Source organism: Bifidobacterium sp. LH_424 (assembly GCF_056356895.1).
In genome coordinates this window covers 297,631-319,128 of record NZ_JBKEVC010000001.1, presented here as the reverse complement: position 1 = coordinate 319,128, position 21,498 = coordinate 297,631, and the positions used below count along the sequence as shown (strand labels likewise).

General features: G+C 68.7%; 18 protein-coding genes. 4 read left to right on the top strand and 14 right to left on the bottom strand.

Going from position 1 to position 21,498, the window contains the following annotated elements; genetic code table 11:
• Positions 1–55: 55 nt before the first annotated feature.
• The 10 genes from AC1AYP_RS01190 to mraZ all read right to left on the bottom strand — a co-directional run bounded on the left by AC1AYP_RS01190 (position 56) and on the right by mraZ (position 11,694).
• Positions 56–1,237 carry a UDP-N-acetylglucosamine--N-acetylmuramyl-(pentapeptide) pyrophosphoryl-undecaprenol N-acetylglucosamine transferase gene (locus AC1AYP_RS01190; RefSeq protein WP_476546528.1) on the bottom strand — a complete coding sequence of 394 codons (1,182 nt, stop codon included), beginning with the start codon at positions 1,235–1,237 and terminating at the stop codon, positions 56–58.
• Positions 1,238–1,268: 31 nt separating this feature from the next.
• A complete protein-coding gene (locus AC1AYP_RS01185; protein WP_476501939.1) occupies positions 1,269–2,456 on the bottom strand; it encodes a peptidoglycan glycosyltransferase FtsW in 1,188 nt (395 codons plus the stop codon).
• Entirely contained in the window at positions 2,443–3,894 is a 1,452-nt protein-coding gene (gene murD, locus AC1AYP_RS01180) for a UDP-N-acetylmuramoyl-L-alanine--D-glutamate ligase (RefSeq protein ID WP_476546527.1), read from the bottom strand. The genes AC1AYP_RS01185 and murD overlap by 14 nt, the downstream gene beginning before the upstream one ends.
• A 128-nt stretch (positions 3,895–4,022) precedes the next feature.
• A complete protein-coding gene (gene mraY, locus AC1AYP_RS01175) occupies positions 4,023–5,129 on the bottom strand; it encodes a phospho-N-acetylmuramoyl-pentapeptide-transferase (RefSeq protein ID WP_476501941.1) in 1,107 nt (368 codons plus the stop codon).
• A gap of 82 nt (positions 5,130–5,211) precedes the next feature.
• Positions 5,212–6,690, bottom strand: coding sequence for a UDP-N-acetylmuramoyl-tripeptide--D-alanyl-D-alanine ligase (locus AC1AYP_RS01170; protein ID WP_476546726.1), 1,479 nt, complete (start codon positions 6,688–6,690; stop codon positions 5,212–5,214).
• A gap of 126 nt (positions 6,691–6,816) precedes the next feature.
• Positions 6,817–7,707 (bottom strand): UDP-N-acetylmuramyl peptide synthase, encoded by an 891-nt coding sequence (locus AC1AYP_RS01165; protein ID WP_476501942.1) that lies wholly within the window; start codon positions 7,705–7,707, stop codon positions 6,817–6,819.
• 19 nt (positions 7,708–7,726) lie between these two features.
• Positions 7,727–9,544: a peptidoglycan D,D-transpeptidase FtsI family protein gene (locus AC1AYP_RS01160; protein WP_476546526.1), complete on the bottom strand. Its 1,818-nt coding sequence runs from the start codon at positions 9,542–9,544 to the stop codon at positions 7,727–7,729.
• Positions 9,544–9,993, bottom strand: coding sequence for a cell division protein FtsL (gene ftsL / locus AC1AYP_RS01155; RefSeq protein ID WP_476501944.1), 450 nt, complete (start codon positions 9,991–9,993; stop codon positions 9,544–9,546). Before ftsL ends, AC1AYP_RS01160 begins: the two co-directional genes overlap by 1 nt.
• Position 9,994: 1 nt before the next feature.
• The gene (gene rsmH, locus AC1AYP_RS01150; RefSeq protein ID WP_476546525.1) at positions 9,995–11,080 is read right to left on the bottom strand and encodes a 16S rRNA (cytosine(1402)-N(4))-methyltransferase RsmH; all 1,086 of its coding nucleotides are present in this window, start codon (positions 11,078–11,080) and stop codon (positions 9,995–9,997) included.
• 119 nt (positions 11,081–11,199) lie between these two features.
• Positions 11,200–11,694, bottom strand: coding sequence for a division/cell wall cluster transcriptional repressor MraZ (gene mraZ, locus AC1AYP_RS01145; protein ID WP_476502036.1), 495 nt, complete (start codon positions 11,692–11,694; stop codon positions 11,200–11,202).
• Positions 11,695–12,116: 422 nt separating this feature from the next.
• Here mraZ and AC1AYP_RS01140 point away from each other — a divergent pair, with 422 nt between their 5' ends.
• Positions 12,117–14,396, top strand: coding sequence for a HelD family protein (locus AC1AYP_RS01140; protein ID WP_476546524.1), 2,280 nt, complete (start codon positions 12,117–12,119; stop codon positions 14,394–14,396).
• A gap of 10 nt (positions 14,397–14,406) precedes the next feature.
• Positions 14,407–15,606 (top strand): phosphoglycerate dehydrogenase, encoded by a 1,200-nt coding sequence (gene serA, locus AC1AYP_RS01135; protein WP_476501947.1) that lies wholly within the window; start codon positions 14,407–14,409, stop codon positions 15,604–15,606.
• 149 nt (positions 15,607–15,755) lie between these two features.
• On the opposite strand, the gene nrdR is transcribed toward serA, so the two are convergent.
• Complete coding sequence (gene nrdR / locus AC1AYP_RS01130; RefSeq protein ID WP_476502037.1) at positions 15,756–16,196, bottom strand: transcriptional regulator NrdR; 441 nt, start codon at positions 16,194–16,196, stop codon at positions 15,756–15,758.
• A 68-nt stretch (positions 16,197–16,264) separates the two neighbouring features.
• On the bottom strand, positions 16,265–16,558 hold the full coding sequence (locus AC1AYP_RS01125; protein ID WP_476501948.1) for a LysM peptidoglycan-binding domain-containing protein: 294 nt from the start codon (positions 16,556–16,558) through the stop codon (positions 16,265–16,267).
• Positions 16,559–16,712: 154 nt separating this feature from the next.
• On the opposite strand from AC1AYP_RS01125, the gene lexA reads away from it, so the two are divergent.
• Both lexA and AC1AYP_RS01115 read left to right on the top strand, forming a co-directional pair.
• Positions 16,713–17,480, top strand: coding sequence for a transcriptional repressor LexA (gene lexA, locus AC1AYP_RS01120; RefSeq protein ID WP_476546523.1), 768 nt, complete (start codon positions 16,713–16,715; stop codon positions 17,478–17,480).
• A 135-nt stretch (positions 17,481–17,615) separates the two neighbouring features.
• Positions 17,616–18,569 (top strand): cation diffusion facilitator family transporter, encoded by a 954-nt coding sequence (locus tag AC1AYP_RS01115; protein WP_476501950.1) that lies wholly within the window; start codon positions 17,616–17,618, stop codon positions 18,567–18,569.
• Between the two features lie 199 nt (positions 18,570–18,768).
• Here AC1AYP_RS01115 and AC1AYP_RS01110 read toward each other — a convergent pair whose 3' ends face one another.
• The gene (locus AC1AYP_RS01110; protein WP_163196046.1) at positions 18,769–19,731 is read right to left on the bottom strand and encodes an L-lactate dehydrogenase; all 963 of its coding nucleotides are present in this window, start codon (positions 19,729–19,731) and stop codon (positions 18,769–18,771) included.
• A gap of 234 nt (positions 19,732–19,965) precedes the next feature.
• Positions 19,966–21,405, bottom strand: coding sequence for a GTPase HflX (hflX, locus tag AC1AYP_RS01105; RefSeq protein ID WP_476546725.1), 1,440 nt, complete (start codon positions 21,403–21,405; stop codon positions 19,966–19,968).
• Between the last annotated feature and the right edge of the window lie 93 nt (positions 21,406–21,498).

The following is a 21,498-nucleotide window of genomic DNA, read 5'->3' as shown; positions in this document are numbered from 1 at the left end:
ACGGGCCTGTTCCATTATGGTCGGATATGTCGTATCGGTCCACTCGCGTATCGGCCTATTCGCGGCCGGTGCCGGCCAAGGCGAGGATGCGGCGCGCCATCGTGTCGGCCGCGTCGCGGATGCCGTACTCCCAGGCCTTCGCGCCCATGGCCCTGAGCCGTTCGGAATCGGCGAGCAGGGCGGGGATGTGACCGTGCACCCAGTCGGGCGTCATGTCGGCGTCGGCGACCATGACGCCGCCCTGGGCTTCGACGACCGGTTGCGCGTTGAACCGCTGTTCGCCGTTGCCGATGGGCAGCGGCACGTAGACGGCGGGCAGACCGAGCGCGGTGAGCTCGGCGACCGTGCCCGCGCCGGAACGGCAGATCACGAGGTCGGCGCACGCGAACGCCAGGTCGATGCGTTCCAAGTATTCGGCGACATGGTAGTCGCCCTGTCCCGCGGCGTCGCCGTCGTTGAAGCGCAGTCCGGCGAGATGGCCCTCGCCGGCGTTCACGTCGACGAGCCCGCGCACCTCGTCGGCCTTGCCTCGACCGGTCAGGTGGATGACCTGCGCATGGGCGAGGATGTCGCCCGCGGCCGCGGCGACGGCGCGGTTGAGGCTGACCGCGCCGAGCGAGCCGCCGGTGACGAGCACGAGCGGACGGTCCGGGTCGACGCCGAGCTCGGCCGCGGCACGGCGGCGCGCCCCGGCGCGGTCCTTCACCAGCTCGCCGACGAGCGAGGCGATGGCGGGCCTGAGCGGCAGGCCGACGCGTTCGATCTCGGTCCCCTTGCCCGGCTTCAGGCCGGTGCCCTCGTACACGGTGCCGATGAAGTCGGCCCAGCGGGCGCCCAGCTTGTTGGCCATGCCGGCGCGCGCGTTCTGCTCGTGGATGACGATGGGCAGGCCCATGCGGTGCGCGGTCGCGTAGACGGGCGCCGAGGCGTAGCCACCGAAGCCGGCGACCACGTCGGCCTCACGCGCCTCGAGGATGCCGCGCACCTTGCGCGTCTCCGCCCTCCATTTCGCGGGGAACCGCAGCATGTAGAGGTTGGGGCGGCGCGGGAACGGGACCTTGTCGATGGCGTCGAGTTCGAATCCGGCGGCCGGGACGAGATCCTTCTCCAGTCCGACGGCCGTGCCGATGACCGTCACCTTCGCGTCGGGGTCGATCCCCCGGATCGCGTCGGCGACGGAGAGCAGCGGGTTGACGTGTCCGGCGGTGCCGCCGCCGGCGAGGACGATATGCTTCATGGGTATCGAGCATAGTCAGGCGCGCGGCCATCTACAGTCTGGACGTGTCCGCCTTGACCTGCGGCTGCTGGCGCATGAGCCCGCTGGCGAATCCGGCCGTCATCAGGCACATGAGCATCGACGAGCCTCCGGACGAGACGAACGGCATCGGCACGCCGAACACGGGGAAGATGCCGACGACCACGCCGATGTTGACGAACGCCTGCCCGACGAACCAGGTGGCCACGCACATGAGGGCGATCGCGCTGTAGCGGTCCTTGGCCTGCATGGCGCTGAACAGCAGGCACCAGCCGAGGATCGCGAAGATAAGAATCACCATCGCGCAGCCGACGAAGCCGGTCTCCTCGCCGATGATCGCGAAGATGAAGTCGTTGTGCGCGGCCGGCAGATAGTTCCATTTCTCGCGCGAGTTGCCGAGTCCCACGCCGAGGAACCCGCCGGAGGCGATCGCGTAGCGCGCGTGCGTCGACTGGTAGCAGATGTCCTGCGCGTCGGCGGCAGAGCATTGCGTGTATGCGGCGAGCACGCGTTCGCGGCGGTTGGGGCTGGACGCGACCATCGCGACCACGGCGGCCATGCCGATTCCGGCGATCGCCGCCAGTTTCCTCCCCGGGAATCCGGAGACGAGCAGGGCGACGAAGCCGATGAGCATGACGACCATCGCGGTGCCGAGGTCCTTGCCGCCGAGCACCAGCACCAGGCAGGCGCCGTACACGATGAGCACCGCCCGGTACGCGGAGAACACGTCCTTCCATCCGGTCCGGTCGCCGAGGATCCGGCGCGCGGCGATCAGCGCGGACGGCATCCACACGCACAGGGCGAACTTCGTGAACTCGGCGGGCTGGAAGGTGAGCGACGTGCCGGGCAGGGCAATCCAGCCGTTGTTGCCGTACTGGCCGACGCCGAGCGGCGTGAAGGTGAGCGCCTGGACGAAGGCCGCGACCACGACGAGCGGGAATCCGGCCTTCCGGTAGAGCCGCGTCGGGCACGCGCCGACGAGCATGCCGAGCACCAGACCCACGACGCACACGCCGACCTGGCTGAGCGAATCGGTGAACGGCGACCGGCCGGCCGACGCCGACGAGACGGCGGACGACGAGAACACCATGATCACGCCGAAGACGCTCAGGCCGAGTACGGCCATGCGGAAGCCGTGGTAGCACCACAGCGGGTTGAGCAGGCTGCGGATGCCGGGATGGTCGCGATCAGTCTTCGCCATGCGCCTTCACCCAGCGGCGCGCGGCTTCGGCGAAGCGGTTGCCGCGGTCGGCGTAGGAGACGAACTGGTCCATGGAGGCGCAGGCGGGCGCCATGAGCACCACGTCGCCGGGCGCGGCGTACGCGCCGGCGGCCTCAACCGCGCGGTCCATCACCGTGCCGTTCGGTTCGGGGTCGATGACGGTGAGCGGGGTGTCGGGCGAGGAGGCGGCGAACGCGTCGAGCATCGGACGCTGGTCCTTGCCGATGATGACGGCGGCCTTGATCGTGGCCTTGCGGTCGGCGACGAGATGCTCGAACCGGCTGCCCTTGGCGAGGCCGCCGGCGATCCACACGACGGTGCCGTCGGCGAAGCTGGTGAGCGAGGCGTTGGCGGCGTGCGCGTTCGTGGCCTTCGAATCGTCGACGAAGCGGATCGTGCGGTCTTCCGCGTCGGCGGCGGTGGCGGCGACGGTCTCGATGCGGTGGCCGCCCGGGTGGAAGGCCTTCAGCGCTTCGAGCGCCTTGTCCTTGTCGGCGCCGTAGCCGAGCACGAGGGCGAGCGCGGTGAGCGCGTCGGCGAGCAGGTGCGGGTAGATGGTGCCGTCAGGCTCGGTCAGATGCGTGAACTCGGCGATGGGCGCGACGCGCGTCGCCTCGCCGGGCTCGCCGCCCGCGACGCCGCTCCTGTCGACGATCCAGCCGTCGGCGACGCCGATCTGGCCGGCCTCGGGCTCATGCAGCGTGAATCCGACCTTGAGGCACCCGTCCGCGGGCTCGGCGGCCCCGGCCTTGGCGGTGACGAGCGCGTCGTCCGCGTTGTAGACGAGCGCACGCTTGACGCCGTGGAACACCTTGGCCTTGTCGGCGGCGTAGTTCTCGCGGCCGCCGTGCCAGTCGAGATGGTCGTCGGCGATGTTGGTGATGGCGGCGCAGTCGAGCGCGAGCGAATCGGTGAAGTGCAGCTGGAACGAGCTCAGCTCGACGCACAGCACGTCGTGCGCGGGGTTGGTGGCGCAGCGCGACAGCGACATCGCCATGTTGCCGGAGGCGATGTTGCCGGCGCATGGCGCGTCGAGCCCGCAGGCGGTGAGCATGGCGGAGGTCATCTCGGTGGTGGAGGTCTTGCCGTTGGTGCCGGTGATGCCGATCCAGCCGGCGGGCTCGCCGGTGCGCGCGGAGTCGACGCGCAGACGCCACGCGAACTCGACCTCGCTCATCACCGGGATGCCGCGGCGCTGCGCCTCGAGCACGAACGGCGTGCGGGGGTTGAACACGGGCGACGACATGACGTAGTCGACCGTGTCCCAGTCGATCTGGTCGAAGGAGTGGAGGTCGGCCTCCGGCTTGCGCTCGTCGACGCCGATCACGTGCGCGCCGCGCTCCCGCAGCACCTCCGCCAGCGACGTGCCCGACACGCCGAGTCCCGCGATGACGACCGTCTTTCCTGTGATGTCCATGTCTTGATCCCCCTTAGGATGTCCGCATGATGTCCGCGATGCCGTGACGGGTCACGCCGCGGCTCCAGCGGCATTATTCCAATCGATTGTTACGCCGAACGCCGGTCCGGCCGCCGGTCCGGCCGGACTCAGCTGAACAGCAAGCCGGAGCGGGTCACCCAATCGCCGTAGAAGACGACGAGGCCGATGAGCACGAACATGAGCTCGATCATCCAGAAGCGCACGACGACCTTCGACTCCTGCCATCCGCACAGTTCGAAGTGGTGGTGGATGGGGGCCATCTTGAACACGCGCTTGTGCGTGGCCTTGAAGTAGCCGACCTGGATGACGTCGCTCATCGCCTCGATGACATACAGGCCGCCGATGATGACGGCGAGGAACTCGGTGTGCGTGGCGATGGAGAGCGCGGCGAACAGGCCGCCGAGCGCAAGCGAGCCGGTGTCGCCCATGAAGATCTCGGCCGGGTTGGTGTTGTACCACAGGAAGCCGATGCAGGCGACGGCCGCGCAGATCGCGATGATGGTCAGGTCGAGCGGGTCGGAGACGCCGTAGGCGAAGCCGTAGTGGCCGGCGCCCTTGAGGTGGTAGCTCTCCCAGAACGCGATGACGCCGTAGCCGGTGAACGCGATCATCGAGGATCCGGCGGCGAGGCCGTCGAGGCCGTCGGTGAGGTTCACCGCGTTCGTCCACGCGGCCATAAGGAAGTTCACCCAGATCACGAAGATGACGATGGCGACGGCGCGTCCGGCGAAGTCGAAGCTCAGGAACGGCTTCTCGATGAAGCTCATGCCGGCCTGCGCGCTGGGGAACCCGTTCTTGGTGGGGATGAGCAGCGCGAGCACCGCGTAGACGGTGGCGAAGATGAACTGGCCGATGAACTTGCCGCGCACGGTCAGGCCCTCGTTCTGCTTCTTGCGCACCTTGGCGAAATCGTCGATGAAGCCGAGCAGGCCCATCGAGAGCATCGCGAAGAGCACGAGCACGGCCGACCACGAGGGCACGTCGCCGTTGCGCAGGTAGCGGTAGAGCGCGGAGGCGCCCCAGCCGAGCAGGATGGCGAGGTTGATGACGACGCCGCCGAGCGTCGGCGTGCCGCGCTTGACCAGATGCGACTGCGGGCCGTCCTGGCGGATGTACTGGCCGTAGTGCAGCTTGTGCACGAGGCGGATGAGCATCGGCGTGCCGACGATCGTGACGAGCAACGACACGAGGATTCCAATGATGAGCGCGATCACTTGCTGTTCCTTTTCCCTGTCTGTTCCCTCGCCGGGGTCTCGTCCCCGGCATGTTCCCGGTTGGCGGCGGTGTGCGGCGGCGTCATGCGTCCGGGGTCCAGCGCGCGGCGAGCGCGCTCAGCCCGGAGGCGTGCGATCCCTTGAGCAGCACGACGGTGCCGGCATGTCCGCGGGCCGCCTCGCGCACGAGCGCGTCGGCCGCGTCGGTGTCGTGCACCTGCGCGACGGCGTCGGCGTCCATGCCCGCCTCCGTCGCGCCCTGCGCGATCGAGGCGGCGAGCGCGTCGAACTCCGGGTCGTCCGGCGAGCCGACGGCGATGACCCGGTCGATGCCGGCGTGGGCGGCGTATTCGCCGATGCCGCGGTGCAGGCCGCGTTCGTCGCCGCCGAGTTCGAGCATCGCGCCGAGCACGGCCACGCGGTACGGTTCGGGGCCGCTTCCGGCGCCCCAGCGGGCGAGTCCGTCGATGCCGGCCTTCATCGAATCCGGGTTCGCGTTGAACGAGTCGTCGATGAGCGTGAATTCGGCGTCGCCTTCGCGCACCGTGGAGACGGCCATGCGGTGCGGGCTGATGCGCTTCTGTTCGCCGAGCGTGCGGGCGATGTCGTCGAGTCCCATGCCGAGGCGGCGGGCCACGGTGGCGGCGGCGAGCGCGTTCATCACGTTGTGCGCGCCGGGGATGCCCATCGTCACGTGCGCGTCGGCGCCGTCGTCGGCGGCGAGCGTGAAGGACGCGCGGTCGGTCGCGTCGCAGGCCACGTCGCGCGCGGTGAGCGCGTCCTTGCCGGCGTTGGCCGGGTCGACGCCGAACCACAGGACGTCGCCGGGCGCGATGGCGGCCATGGCGGCGACGTGCGCGTCGTCGGCGTTGAGAACGGCCGTGCCGCCGGGCGCGAGGCCGCGCACGATCTCGGACTTCGCCTGCGCGATGCGTTCGACGGAGCCGAATTCGCCCAGATGCGCGACGCCGACCTTGAGCACGATGGCGATGTCCGGCGGGGCGATGCGGGTGAGCCCGGCGATCTCGCCGACGTGGTTGGCGCCCATCTCGGCGACGAAGTAGCGGGTGGACTCCCCCACCGTCAGCGCGGTGAGCGGCAGTCCGATGTCGTTGTTGAACGAGCCGACCGGGGCGACCGTCTCGCCCATCGTGGCGAGCAGCGCCTTGAGCAGGTCCTTGGTGGTGGTCTTGCCGACCGATCCGGTCAGTCCGATGAGCGTGAACGGCTCGCCGGTGGCGCGGCGCAGTTCGATGTTGCGCTTCGCAAGCGCGCCGAGCGCCGCGACCGTGTCGTCGACGACGATCTGGGTGACGTCGGCGCCGGCGACCTCGTGGTCGACGATCGCCGCGACGGCACCCTGGGCTCCCACACGCGCCACATAGTCGTGTCCGTCGACGCGTTCGCCCTTGATGGCGACGAACACGCCGCCCTCGCTGACCTGCCTGGAATCGCTGACCGTGTGGCGCGCGACCGCGCCTTCCGGCACCTGTCCCGCCGCCGGCGGGACGATGCGTCCGTCCGTCGCCTCCGCGATCTGGCCGATGGTCATCGGCATCATTGTGCTGTCCGTCAAACCTGAGCTCCTCGTTTGTCGTTCGTTGTCGTTCTTCGGTCGTTCTTCAATCGTTCCGTCCGTCGCGCGGCTGTCCGCGTCACGGACGGGCGCGCGTCACGGCGGCGCGCCTCATGAGAGGTCGCCGGCCACCCGCAGCGCGTTCCTGATGTTGTTGCGCCGCACTCCCGCGGCGAGCACCATGGCGATGGCGAGGGACAGGCGCCGCCGTTCCTCGTCCGTGTCCGTGGTGGTCGCGATCCGGGCCAGCGTGTCCGATTCCTCGGTGCGGCTGGTCACGCGCATCTGCTCGTCGGCGCGGAAGCCGTATTCGTCCTGCATGCGTTCGATCACCGCGCGGTCGGCGTTCGCCGGCGCGGGCGTCGCCGAGCCGAACACGTCGACGCTGACCGATTCGAGCGCGTGCGTGGAGACGGTCAGATCGTCCAGGGCGATGACCACGGCCGCCGCGCCGTCCTCGGCGCATACGGCGAGCGTGCGCTGCAGGTCGAGCACGCCGAGTGGATAGTCGAGGTCGAGGCCGCGTTCCAGCGAATACGAGCCGCCGACGCTGATCACGCCCACCGGATTGCCGAGCATGTGCAGGAACTTCGCGAGCTTGTCCACCACGGCGACGCTTTCGGTCGGCGTGCCGCCGCTCACGGCGAACACGGCGAGCGTGTTGGACGGGTTGCCGGCCATCTGCGCGGCCAGCGCGCCGAGCTCCTCGTCGGTGGGTGACGCGTACAGGATCGGCATGTCGGGATCCTCGGGCAGGTTGCCCCGCGTGCTTTCGGGGACGATCGCCGCGTAGGCGCCCTTGCGGCGCGCGCGGCGCAGCGCGTCCACGTCGAGGTCGTGGTCCGACCACAGGAGCGCGCCGGGGGCGACCGAGTCGATGTCGTCGGCGAGCGAGGTGACGGTGACGGACTTGGCGAACGGCGGCACCAGATCCCAGCCGTAGTGCTCGACGAGATGCCCGAGTGTCATGCGCTGCATGATGGACTCGCTCACTGCGCTCATATTCTCCCTTTCGCCCGTGTTACCACTCAACCGGAATAGCATCCGTGCGCGGCGACGAGGTCGGCACCTCGTACTTCTGCATGAGGAATTCACCGATCTGCGCGAACAGCTTGCCGGATGTGGTACCACCATACATGCCGTCCGGGTCGAGCATGACCACGGTCACGACATAGCGCGGATCGTCGGCCGGGATGATGCCGGAGAAGTCGGCGATGATCGAGGTGAGCTGGCCGGTGGAGCCGACGACCTCGGCGGTGCCGGTCTTCGCCGCCACGCGGTAGCCGTCCACGCCCGCTGTGGTCTTGTACTCCTCGGCGACCGACTCCATCGCGTTCTTGATCTCGTCCGACACGCTCTCGTCGATGACGCGCGTCGCCTCGCCGTGGGACTCGTCGGTCACGTGCCCGTCGGCGTCGGTCACGGACTTGATGATCGACGGCTGGCGCATGACGCCGCCGTTCGCGATGACCGACACGGCGCGCGTCAGCTGCAGCGCGTTGACCGTGTAGCCCTGGCCGAACAGGATCGTGTCCTTCGTGCGGCCGTCCCACGATTCGGGCGTGCCGAGCACGCCCTGCGACTCGCCGGGCAGGTTCAGGCCGGTGGGCTGTCCGATGCCGAACTTGGTGAGCATGTCGTAGCGCTGCTGCGAGGTCACGTTCTCGGAGGCCATGACCATGCCGACGTTCGAGGAGTTCTGCAGGATGCCGGCGAGCGTCCAGTGCTTCGTGGCGTGCTCGACGACGTCGTGGAACTTCTGCCCGTTGCTCTTCGTGTACTCGTAGGGCACGGAGAACTTGTCGGTGATCTTGTGCGCCCCGTTCTGCAGGATCGCGGCGAGCGCCGGCACCTTGCCGATCGAGCCGGGCTCGAAGGTCTGGCTGACCGCGCGCGAGACCGAGAGCTTCGCCTCGTCGGAGCCGGCCTTGACCTGGTCGGAGTCCTCGAGGGCGACGATGCCGCCGGTCCGCGTGTCCATGACGACGGCGATGCCCCACTGCGCGTGGCTGGACTGGACGCCCTCGGTGAGGACCTTCTTCACGTACCAGTCCACGTCGGAGTCGATGGTCAGCGTCACGTCCTTGCCGTCGACGGCCTCCTTCGACTCGGTGACGGTGCCGGGGATGACCTCGCCGCCGTTGCCGCGCTGGTAGACCGTGTAGCCGTCAGTGCCGCTCAGCGTCTTGTCGAGCGTCTGCTCCAGACCGGCCGCGCCGTGCCCGTCGTCGTTCATGCCGCCGAGCAGCGAGCCGAGCAGCGTGCTCTCCGCGTAGACGCGCTCGCTGCTGAGCTCGCCGTAGACGATGCCGTACAGGCCGAGCTTGTCGATCTGGCGTTTGACCTGCGGGGTGACGTCCTTCTTGATGACGACGTACTGGCCGGCGCCGTTGAGCATGGCGCCGAGCTCCATCGCGTCCATCTTGAGGATGGGGGCGAGCAGGCGGGCGACGGCGGCCGCGCCGGTCGCGCCCACCGGCTTGCCGTCGATCTCGTGGCAGTAGCCGAGGGATTCGGCCTGCTTGGAGCCGCAGGACACGGGGGTGAACCCGGTGGCCGCGTCCGGCACGCCGATGATGTTGTAGCGTTCGACGCTCTGGGCGAGCACGGTGCCGTTCGCGTCGAGGATCTTGCCGCGGTTGGCGCTGGTGACGACCTTGGAGGTGCGCGCGTTGGTGGCCGCCTGGGCGGTGGCCCGGCCTTCGAGCAGCTGCACGCAGGCGAGCCTGCCGAGGCACACGGTGCCGATCACGGCGAGCGCGATCCCGACGGCGAGGCTCTTCACCATGAAGCCGTCCATCCCGTGGGCGCGGGCGAACGCCCTGATGCGCTTCATCATCACTGGCCGCCTTCCTGTGGCTCCTGGTAGCCGTTCAAATCGATGGTCACCGATCCGGACTGCGGGACCATGCCCATGTCGCTGGCCTTCTGGGGCAGGGACGCCTCGAGCTGGTCGAGCTTCGCCTGGTCGTCCTGCACGTCCTGGGTGAGGCGGCTGATCGAGGTCTCGAGCTGGGAGACCTCGAAGGCGTTGCTCACCATCTGCGTGCGCAGCATGAGCGCGCCGATGAGCGTGCCGGCGAGGAACGTCACCGCCACGACGATGTGCACGGTCGGGGCGGAACGGGTCCTCACCCACGTCATGAACCGTCCGAGCCCCTCGACGAGGCCGGCGCGGTCGTCGGCGCCGCCGTCGACGACGCGCAGCTCGGGGCGGGACGCCGGCCGGGAGGCGGGTTCGGGGCGACGCGACGCGACGGAACGTGTCGTGCGTGCTGGGGTCGCCATGTCAGTTCCTCCTTCCGTGCCTGCGGCGGTCGTCCGCCGCGCGGCCGGCGTGCGCGTCGCGCGGCAGCGCGTCCCGTCCGAACCGTTCGACGGCGCGGGCGGGAAGCGGCCTGGACAGTTCGACGGCGCGCAGACGCACGGACGCGGACCGCGGGTTCGCCGCGATCTCCTCGGCGTCCGCCTTGACGGCGCCGCGCGTCAGCTCCCTGAAGAACGGGCGCGCCTCCGGCGGGACGACCGGCATGTCGGGCGGCACGTCGGCGGTGAGTCCCTGGGCCATGAAGGTCTTGACGGTCTTGTCCTCCAGCGAGTGGTAGGACTCGACGACGATGCGCCCGTGGGGGGCGAGGCGCAGGGCGATCTGCGGCAGGGTGCGCGCGAGCTTGTCGAGTTCGCCGTTCACCTCGATGCGCAATGCCTGGAACACGCGCTTGGCGGGGTTGCCGGCGGGACGGTGCGCCTTCGGGATCACCTCGTCGACGAGCGCGTTGAGCTGGGCGGAGGTGGCCAGCGGCCCCTCCTCCTGCCGCCGCCTGACGATCTCGCGGGCGATCGGACGGGAGAACTTCTCCTCGCCGTAGGTGCGGAAGATGCGCGTCAGGGCGCGCTCGTCGTATTCGGCGAGCACGCGGGCCGCGGTGAGCGGCTGGCTCACGTCCATGCGCATGTCGAGCGGCGCGTCGTGGGAATAGGAGAAGCCGCGGTCGGTCTCGTCGATCTGCAGGCTCGACAGGCCCAGGTCCATGAAGACGGCGTCGACGCGGCCGATGCCGTGCGCGTCGAGCGCCTCGGTGAATTCGTCGAAGGCCGCGTGCACGGGGATGAAGCGGTCGGCGAGGCCCTCGCGTCCCATGCGTTCGGTGGCGAGCGCGAGCGCCTCGGCGTCGCGGTCGATGCCGACGAGGCGGGCGTGCGGCGCCGCCTTGAGGAAGGCGGTGGCGTGTCCGGCGAGTCCCAGCGTGCAGTCGACGATCACCGGATGGTCCGAGCGGTCGAGCCCCGAGGTGACCAGACGCACGCAGTCGTCGAGCAGGACCGGCTGGTGGATCGTGGCCGGGTCCCTCGTCGCGGCGCTCGTGTCGCTCATGTCGTGCTCCTTGGAATGTTCGTGGTTCACCGTCGTCGCGGTCTGCGTTCCGATGGTTCCGTTGGTTCTGGTTCGTTCGTCGTCCGTGCCGGGGACGGCGCCGCCGGCGGTCACGGTCCTCACAGTCCCACCTCCGGCAGGACGTCGTCGGCGATGTCGGCGTATCCCTGTTCCTTGTCGGCGAGGTAGGTCTCCCACGCCTCGCGGTTCCAGATCTCCGCGCGGGTGCCCACGCCGATCACGACGATGTCGCTGCCGAGGTTCGCGTAGTCGCGCAGCATCTGCGGCACGAGCACGCGCCCCTGCTTGTCGGGATCCTGGTCGACGGCGCCGGACAGGAAGACGCGCAGGTAGTCGCGCGCCGCCTTGTCGCCCATCGAGGTGCGTTGGATCTGCATCGCGATGCGTCGGAACTCCATGGCGGGCAGCAGGTACACGCAACGCTCCTGCCCGCGCGCCATGACCAGCCCGGTGCCGAGCTGCGCGCGCATCTTGGCGGGCAGCGCCATGCGTCCCTTCGCGTCGATCTTCGGTGTGTAGGTGCCGAGCATGAGCGGCGGGAGCGCCGCCTGCGGCTGGATTGCCTGCGGCGCGGGGGCCGGCACGCCCGCCATGCCGCCTCCGGCGACGCCGGGCTCGTTTCCGGACGCTACGGGCGCCCCCATGACGGGGTATCCCGGGTACGCCTGATAGCCGGCGTATCCCGGATAGCCGGCGAGGTTCGCTCCCCCCTGGGCGGGGCCGAACCCCTCCGCCTGCATCCCGTTCACGGTCTCGCCGGCCATCCGCCCCACCTCCTTCGCGCGACATCCAGACACACTCCGACCACACTGCCTCCCCACTCTACCCCACTTTTCCCCATCGTTCCCCACACGCGCACACAATCCGCGCTTTTTCGCCGCCCCGGACGCCACGCGGACGGAATTCACCGGGAATTCACCCATGGAGAACGGACCGCGCCCCGCGCTCGTTGGGGGTGAGGAGTAGATTGGAACACTCAAGTTTTCAGGAGACCAGAACAGGGGAAACGGAACACATGTCGAGTTACGCCTCGCAGATCGAGGAGGAGCAGCGCGCGGTCAGCCGCGCATACGACCGTCTGGACGCGTTGCGCGCGGAGGCCAGGCAACGTCTCGACACCGTGCGCGCCGCGGGCTCGCATGGCTCGCCCACCCAACGGACCGAACGCGACTCGTTCGCCACCATGTACGAGGACCGGCTCACCCAGCTGCGCGCCGTGGAGGACCGTCTCGTGTTCGGCCGTCTCGACGACGTCTCCGGGTCGCGCCGCTACATCGGGCGCATCGGCCTGTCCGACGAACGGCATGTGCCGATGCTCACCGACTGGAGGGCCGAGGCCGCACGGCCCTTCTACGAGGCGACCCCCTCCCATCACGGCGACATCGTGATGCGGCGCCACATCACCCTGAGCTTCCGCGACGTGGTCGCCTTGGAGGACGAGGTGCTCGACGTCCATTCCGACCAGGTCGGCGAGGCGTCCAAATCGGGCACGCTGACCGGCGAGGGCGCGCTGCTCGCCTCGCTGAGCTCGCGCCGCACCGGCAAGATGACCGACATCGTCGCCACTATCCAGGCCGAGCAGGACCATATCATCCGTTCCGCGATGGACCGCGCGGTGGTCGTGCAGGGCGGCCCCGGCACCGGCAAGACGGCGGTCGCGCTGCATCGCGCCGCCTACCTGCTGTACACCCACCGCCGCACGCTGGAGCGTTCCGGCGTGCTCGTGGTCGGCCCCAGCACGACGTTCCTGCACTACATCGACCAGGTGCTGCCGTCCCTCGGCGAGACCGGCGTGGTCTCGCGCACCATCGCCGACCTCATCCCCGGCGTCGAGGCGACCGCCACGGACTCGCCGCGCGCCGCCCAACTCAAGGGCGACCACCGCATGGCCAACGCGGTGCGCAACGCCGTCGCCGCGCGCGAACGCGTGCCCGCCGACCTGCCGGTCGTGCAGATCAACGGCATGAGCGTGCCGATGCTCGCCGTGGACGTCGAACAGGCGATCGGCGACGCCAAGCGCACCCGCCAGCCGCACAACAAGGCGCGCGAGACCTTCGTCAAGTCGATGATCTCCGCGATGCGCACGCGCTACGAGGAGCAGCTCGACTACACGCCCGACCAGGACGAGCTCAACCGCGCGGTCTCGCTGCTGCGCATGAACGACAAGGTCCGCGTGGCCCTGAACCTCGCCTGGCTGCCGATGAACGCCGCATGGCTCATCGACGACATGTTCTCCAAGCCGGCGAAGCTGCGCCGCTTCGCCCCCTGGCTCGGCGAGGAGGACGTCGCCGAACTGACCCGCCCGAAGGGCTCGGCCATCACCCGCTCCGACGTGCCGCTGCTCGACGAGGCGCTGGAGCTGCTCGGCGAGGATCCGAAGATCGCCTCGAAGCGGCGGCGCGAGGAGGCCGCGCAGGCCGAACAGCTGCGGTTCGCGCAGGACACGCTCGCGCAGAACGGCATCGGCACCGGACTGGTCACCTCGCAGATGCTCATCGACCAGATCAACGGCCCGGACGGCGAGGCGACGGCCCAGCGCGCCGGCCGCGACCGCGAATGGACCTACGGGCACATCGTCGTCGACGAGGCGCAGGAGCTCACCGCCATGGACTGGCGTATGCTCATGCGCCGCTGCCCGTCCCGCTCGTTCACAATCGTGGGCGACGTGGCGCAGACCAGCGCGCTCGGCGGCACCCGCTCGTGGCCGAAGACGATGAACCGTCTGTTCGGCCGCGGCCGCTGGGACCTCAACGAGCTGACCATCGACTACCGCAACCCGCAGGAGGTGTCCGACCTGGCCGGACGGTTCGCCGAGGCGCAGGGGCTCTACATCTCCACCGTGCACGCGGTGCGGCGGATCGCGGACTCCGTGTCCCGCACCACGGTGGGCACGCGCGACGAGCTGGTCGGGGCGGCGGCCCGGCAGGCGGCCGAGCTCGCGAAGCGCTTCGTCGCCCAGGACGGTTCGGGCCGTGTGGCCGTGATCGCCCCCGACGCGCTGCGCTTCGAGCTGCGCCGGGCGCTCGCGCCGCAGCTGAAGGCCGTCCTCGGCGACGACGAGGCGCGCAGGCTCGCCGAACAGGAGACCTGGGACCGTCAGGTGGACGTGTGCGGCACCGAGACGGTGAAGGGCCTCGAATACGATGCGGTCGTGCTCGTCGAGCCCGGGCTCATCGACCAGGAGGCGCCGAGCCGCCTGGTGGCGGCCGCCGACCTGTACGTGGCGATGACCCGTCCGACGCAGCGTCTGGCCATCGTGCGGACCGCATTGGACGAAAAGGACCTGGAACTCTAAGGTGGGGAATATGCCTAAAGCACTGTTGTTGGAGAACATTCACCCGGACGCGGCCAAGTCGCTGCGCGACCACGGGTTCGAAGTGGAGACGATGAAGGGGGCGCTGAACGAGGACGAGCTCATCGACGCGCTGGACGGCGTCGACGTGGTCGGCGTGCGTTCCAAGACGAGCGTGACGCGCCGCGTGCTCGAGGCGCGCCCGACGCTGTCCGCCGTCGGCTGCTTCTGCATCGGCACCAACCAGGTGGATCTCGATTTCGCCGGGGAGCAGGGCATCGCCGTGTTCAACGCCCCGTATTCGAACACGCGATCCGTGGTGGAGCTGGTGCTGTGCGACATCATCTGCCTGATGCGCCGCATCCCCGCCCACACGCACCATCTCAAGCACGGAGTATGGGACAAGACGGCCACCGGCTCGCACGAGGTGCGCGGCAAGACCCTGGGCATCATCGGCTACGGCAACATCGGCTCCCAGCTGAGCGTGCTCGCCGAGGCGCTGGGCATGCGAGTCGTCTTCTACGATCTTGAGGAGAAGCTGGCGCTCGGCAACGCCCACCGTTGCGCGACGCTCAACGAGCTGCTCGAACAGTCGGACGCGGTGACGATCCACGTGGACGGCCGCAAGTCGAACACCGGCTTCTTCGGCGAGGACCAGTTCGCCCACATGAAGCAGGACGCGATCTTCATCAACGCCTCGCGCGGCTTCGTCGCCGACCTCGGCGCGTTGAAGCAGCATCTGGACTCCGGCCACCTGTCCGGCGCGGCCGTGGACGTGTTCCCCGTGGAGCCGAAGAAGACCGGCGACCCGTTCGAGACGGCGCTGGCCGACGAGGACAACATGATCCTCACGCCGCACATCGGCGGCTCGACGCTGGAGGCGCAGGAGGCCATCGGCCACTTCGTCTCGCAGCGACTCGAGGACTACTGGGAGAAGGGCTCGACCTCGCTGTCAGTGAACCTGCCGCAGATCAATCTGGGCGCGAACCGCGGCGTGGCCCGCATCGCCCACCTGCACGCCAACCTGCCGGGCGTGCTCGCCCACGTGAACCGCGTGCTCGGCGAGGAGAACATCAACATCGCCGCGCAGTCGCTCGGCACCGAGGGCGAACTGGGCTACGTGGTGACCGACGTGTCCCAGCGTCCCTCCAAGACCGCCCTGGAGGCCCTGCGCTCCATCGAGGGGACCATCCGCATGCGCGTGATCTCCTGACGCGTCGCGCCCGTCGCGCCGCGTGTCCGTCCCTCGTCGCCGTCCGCCGGCGGCCCGGGACGGACATGGCAAGGCCCCGGTGTCCCGTTCCGAAACAGGAACGGGACACCGGGGCCTTGTCGAAGATGCCGAGGATCGGTATGGTCCGTTCAGTCCTTGAGCGCGTCGATGGCGCGCTGAAAGTCGGACAGGTCCTCGAAGTTCTGGTAGACGCTGGCGAACCGCAGGTAAGCGACCTGGTCGAGCTCCCGCAACGGCTTGAGGATGGCCTTGCCGACCTCGTCGGAGGTGACCTGGGCCTGTCCGGTGGATCGCAGATCCTCCTCGACGCGCTGGCCGAGCTTCCTCAGGTCGTCCTCCTTGACCGGACGCCCCTGGCAGGCCTTGCGCACGCCGGAGATGACCTTGTCCCTGTTGAACGGCTCCAGGCTTCCGGACCGCTTCTCGACCAGCAAGGTGGTGGTCTCCAGTGTGGTGAAACGCTTGTTGCAATGCAGGCACATGCGCCTACGACGAATCGAATAGCCGTCTTCGCTGACGCGGGTCTCGATGACCTTCGTCTCGGCATGGTGACAATACGGGCAATGCATGCCATCCACCATACCGTGACCCACCCCGCGCCCCGCCGCGGCGGGGTTTCGACACGCCCCGGAACCCGTCACCTCGCCGCGTCCCTGGGCACCACGATGCGCTGGCCCGCACGCACCTCGGTGCCGCTCATGTCGTTCAGCCGCATCAGCTCGTCCACCGATTCGGACACGTCGCCGCCCTCCGGGGTAATCATCTCGGCATAGGTCCACAACGTCTGCCCCGGCTGGACCGTATAGCTCGTCACCTCCATTGCGCCCGTGGCGCTCCTCGCCTGCGCCGGGGAGAACAGCACACCCACGCCGATCCATATCGCGACGGCCGCCAACACCACCACGACCGCCCGTTCCATCGTCTTCGCCATGACGACCACATCCTTTCGAACAGACGTTCCATCGAACAGTTGTTTTGATTGTGGCACATATGTTCGAACATCGCAACCCGCCGTGTCGAACATATGTTTTGCCGATTGCCCGTTTCGGCGCTATGCTTGCATCATTCACAGGAAAGGAGCGCGCATGGGCACCGTACCGTTCAGGCCGGGGAACGCCGGCGAACCGGACGAGAGGGAGCTGACGGAACGTCAGCGGATGATCCTCGACGCGATCAAGACGTATCAGAGCGAGCGCGGCTTCTCCCCCTCCTTCCGCGACATCGGCCGGGCGGCCGGTCTGAAGAGCCCCTCGTCGGTGAAGCACCAGCTGCAGACGCTCGAGACGAAGGGGTTCATCCGCCTCAACGCCAACAAGGGGCGCGCCATCGAGATCCTCCGGCCCACGGCGGGGGCGTCGGCCTTCGGCGCCGCTCCGGAACGCATCGACGACGCCCCCTCCCCCGTCTCCTCGCCGATGGCGGAGGGTTCCACCGTGGTGGTGCCGTTCCCGGCGTCGTCGTCCGCGTCGGTGCGGGAGTCGCGCGACGTGCCGCTGGTGGGCCGCATCGCCGCGGGCGTGCCGATCACCGCCGAGCAGCATGTCGAGGATGTGATGCGTCTGCCCGAACGGTTGACGGGCCCCGGCGGCAATCTCTTCATGCTCGAGGTCCATGGCGATTCGATGATCGACGCGGCGATCTGCGACGGCGACTTCGTGGTGGTGCGCGAGCAGCAGGACGCGGTGAACGGCGACATCGTGGCCGCGCTGCTGGACGGCGAGGCCACGGTGAAGACGTACCGCAGCGAGAACGGGCACCTGTGGCTGATGCCGCACAATCCCGCCTATCCGCCGATCGACGGCACGCATGCGACGATCATGGGACGCGTGGTCACGGTGCTGCGCCGCCTGTAGCGGCGGGCGTGCTATAGTCGTCATCGTCATGGACCCCGGCCGCAACGCCGGGGTCCTCGTGTTTTCGGACGCTACCGGGAATGGTAGTGAGAAACGGTCTCACCTGCGTGGGGCCGATGGAAGCGAGGTGTCGTCATGGTTCACGATCATGCGCATGGTTCGGCCGCAACGCCGTCGCCATCCGGCCGGGAGGCGGCGGCCCATCGCCGCAGGCTTACGGCCACGCTGGCGGTGACGGCTTCGGTGTTCGTCGTGGAGGTGGTGGCCGCGGTGCTGACCGGCTCCCTCGCGCTGCTGGTGGATGCCGGCCATATGCTGACGGACATGTCGGTGTTGATTGCCTCGACGGTGACGGCGGTGCTGATGGGCCGCAGGCCGAGCAGCACGCGCACGTGGGGCTGGGCGCGGCTCGAGGTGCTGACGGCTGCGGCCGGCGCGGTGGTGCTGCTCATCGTGGGCGTGTACGCGCTGGTGGAGGCGGGCATGCGCCTGTTCGGTGGTGCCGGTCATGGCATCGACGACGTGAATCTGCTGTTGTTCGTGGGTATCCTGGGCTTGTCGGCCAATGTGGCGTCGATCTTCATCCTGGCTTCGCAGCGCGGCGACAACATGAACATGAAGGCGGCGTTCCTCGAGGTGATGAACGACGCGTTGGGTTCGGTGGCGGTGGTGCTGTCTGCCTTGGTGATGATGTCGACGGGTTGGATGGGCTTCGACGCGGTGGCGGGCGGCGTGATCGCGCTGATGATGATTCCGCGCGCGGTGTCGCTGCTGCATAAGGCGGTGCATGTGCTGCTGGAGGAGACGCCGGAGGGGCTGGACTTGGACGAGGTGCGCGAGCATCTGGAGCAGGTGCCGCATGTGGTGGCGGTGCATGACCTGCATGCGAGCACGGTGTCGACGGGCATGCCGTTCCTGATGGCGCATGTGGTGGTGGATCGGGGGCTCACGATGGAGCAGGCCGCGGTGATCCTCGAGCAGCTGCAGGATTGCCTGCGCGAGCATTTCCCGGTCTCAATCCCCCACACCACGTTCCAGCTCGAACCGGAAGGCTACGACTCCCCCTCCGACGAATCCCTCCACGAGTAGGTCGAGCCACCCTAGAGTAGACACGAATATAAAAAAACGGGGGCTCGAATCCTCAAGGATCCAAGCCCCCGTAGAGGTCTGCCAGCCCCATGAAAATGGTGATGCGCGCGTGCGGCTTCAAGGCGCGGGAGGCGAAGGCGTACGAAGGTACGTCGAGCCTACCGCAACGCCGAAGACGCTCCGCGCATCGCCGTTTTCATCAGAAGCCGAACTGGGCGGCGGTCTCCTTCAGCGTCTCGGCGGAGCGCTTGAGGGCCGCGAGCTCCTTGTCGGAGACCGGGGTGTTGATGGCGGTGTTGACGCCGGCGCGGTTGATGAGGGTCGGGACGGACATGCACACGTCGGAGATGCCGTGGAAGTCCTTGAGCATGGAGGACACCGGCAGGATGCGGTTGGAGTCCTTGAGGACGGCTTCGATGATGTCGACGCCGGACATGCCGATGGCGTAGTTGGTCGCGCCCTTGCCGTTGATGATCTTGTAGGCGGCGTTCTTGACGTCCTGGTGGATCTGCTCGCGGGTGTCGGCGTCGAGCGGCTCGTGGCCCGGCAGCGGGGTCCAGTCGAGCATCGGGACGCCGCCGATGGTGGCGGAGGTCCACAGCGGGACTTCGGAGTCGCCGTGTTCGCCGGCGATGTAGGCGTGGACGTTCTTGACGTTGACGCCGGTCTGCTGGGCGATGAGGAAGCGCAGGCGGGCGGAGTCGAGGTTGGTGCCGGAACCGAAGACCTGGTTCTCGGGCAGGCCGGAGATCTTCTGGGCGACGTGGGTGGCGATGTCGACCGGGTTGGTGATGAGCATGTAGATGGCGTTCGGGGCGACCTTGACCAGGTTCGGGATGATGGCCTGGAGGATCTTGACGGTGGCGCCGACGAGCTCGAGGCGGGACTGGCCCGGCTTCTGGCGGGGGCCGGCGGTGATGACGACCATGTCGGCGTCGCGGCAGATCTCCGGATCGTCGGAGCCGTCGATGGAGACGGTCGGGTAGAAGCTGGAGCCGTGCTGCATGTCGAGCACCTCGGCCTCGACGCGCTCCTTGGCGATGTCCTCGAGGACGATCTCGCGGGCGATGCCGCGCTGGGCGGCGGCGAACGCGAGGGTGGAGCCGACGGCGCCGGCGCCGATGACAGCGAGCTTCGTGGGCTTGTTGACCAATTCAGCCATGTTAATGAACCTCTCTTAGAGTCAATGCCCGTTGCCGGGCATCATTCAACCAACGGCTACCAATGTACTCGCATAACGTGACGACGCGTCGAACGTTGGTTGGCGGAATCCTTGCAACGGCAACGTTGTTACCGCTCACACGCGCATCGCGCGACACATGTGGGCAAAGTCACATCGCGAGCCATGAAGATATTGGACGGCGGCCGCGCGACACCGCACGCCGCCGCGCCGACGTCAGTCGACGGCGGCGGCGACGATGCGCGCGGCGAGATGCGCGTCGACGTCGGCGACGACCTTCACGCCGTCGTCGCGCCATTCGACGCTTTCGACATGGCCGTATTCGCGCACCTGGGACAGCAGGGCGCCGGCCGTGTACGGCAGGAGCGCGTCCACGTGCACGTTGGGCACGGGCAGCAGCGATTCGACGGCGTCGCGCAACGCGTCGACGCCGCGGCCGTCGAACGCGGAGACGATGTGCGCGTCCGGTTCGAGCGCGGCGAGCCGTTCCAGCGTGGTCTCGTCGCACATGTCGGCCTTGTTGAACGCGATGATGCGCGGGATGGATTCGGCGCCGTCGATGCCGGACAGCACCTCGTTGACCGCGTCGATCTGCGAGAACGGGTCCGGGTGCGAGCCGTCGACGACGTGCAGGATCACGTCGGCCTCGGCGACCTCCTCCAGCGTGGATTTGAACGCCTCGACGAGCTGCGTGGGCAGACGACGCACGAATCCGACGGTGTCGACGTAGGCATAGAGACGGCCGTCGCGCGCCTTCGCGCGGCGCACGGCCGTGTCGAGCGTGGCGAACAGCGCGTTCTCGACGAGTTCCGTCGATCCGGTGAGCCGGTTCGTCAGCGACGACTTGCCCGCGTTCGTGTAGCCGACGACGGCGATGGTGGGCAGCCCGTAGCGCCGGCGCGAGCCGCGCTTGACCTCGCGGGCGGGCGCCATCTCGCGGATCTGACGCTTGAGGCGGGCTATGCGCGTGCGGATGACGCGTCGGTCCATCTCGATCTTCGTCTCACCCGGGCCTCGCGATCCGATGCCGCCGTCCGCGCCGGCCGCGCGGCCGCCCGCCTGACGCGACAGGGACCCGCCCCAACCGCGCAGGCGCGGCAGCATGTATTCGAGCTGGGCGAGCTCCACCTGCGCCTTGCCTTCGCGGCTGGTGGCGTGCTGGGCGAAGATGTCGAGGATCACGGCGGTGCGGTCGACGACCTTCACCTTGGCGGCGTCCTCGAGTCCGCGGCGCTGGCTCGGCGGCAGGTCGTCGTCGACGACGATCGTGTCCGCCTCCTCGCGCGCGACGATGTCGGCGATCTCGCGCGCCTTGCCGGAACCCACGTAGGTGGCGGCGTCCGGCTTGAGACGATGCTGGAGCAGGCCGTCGCACACCTCGGCGCCCGCGGTCTCGGCGAGCGCGGCGAGCTCGCGCAGCGACTCCTCGGCCTTCGCCTGCGTGGTCTTCGCGCTCGACCATACGCCGACGAGCACGACGCGTTCGAGGCGCACCTTGCGGTATTCGACCTCGGTGACGTCCTTAAGCTCGCCCAGGCCGGCGACGTGCTTCAGCTGGTTGCGCGACTCGCGTTCCGCCCACTCCTCGTCGTGGCGTTCCGCCCAGCCGGCGCCGTTCCCTTCGTCGAGCAACACCTCGGACGCTTCGGCGAGCACTCCCCCGCCGTCCGTCGCGACGGCCTCCTCGCCGGTGCTGCTGGCGTGCGATGGTTCACGGGTCGCGGTGCTGCTGCTCAATGTCACCTCTGG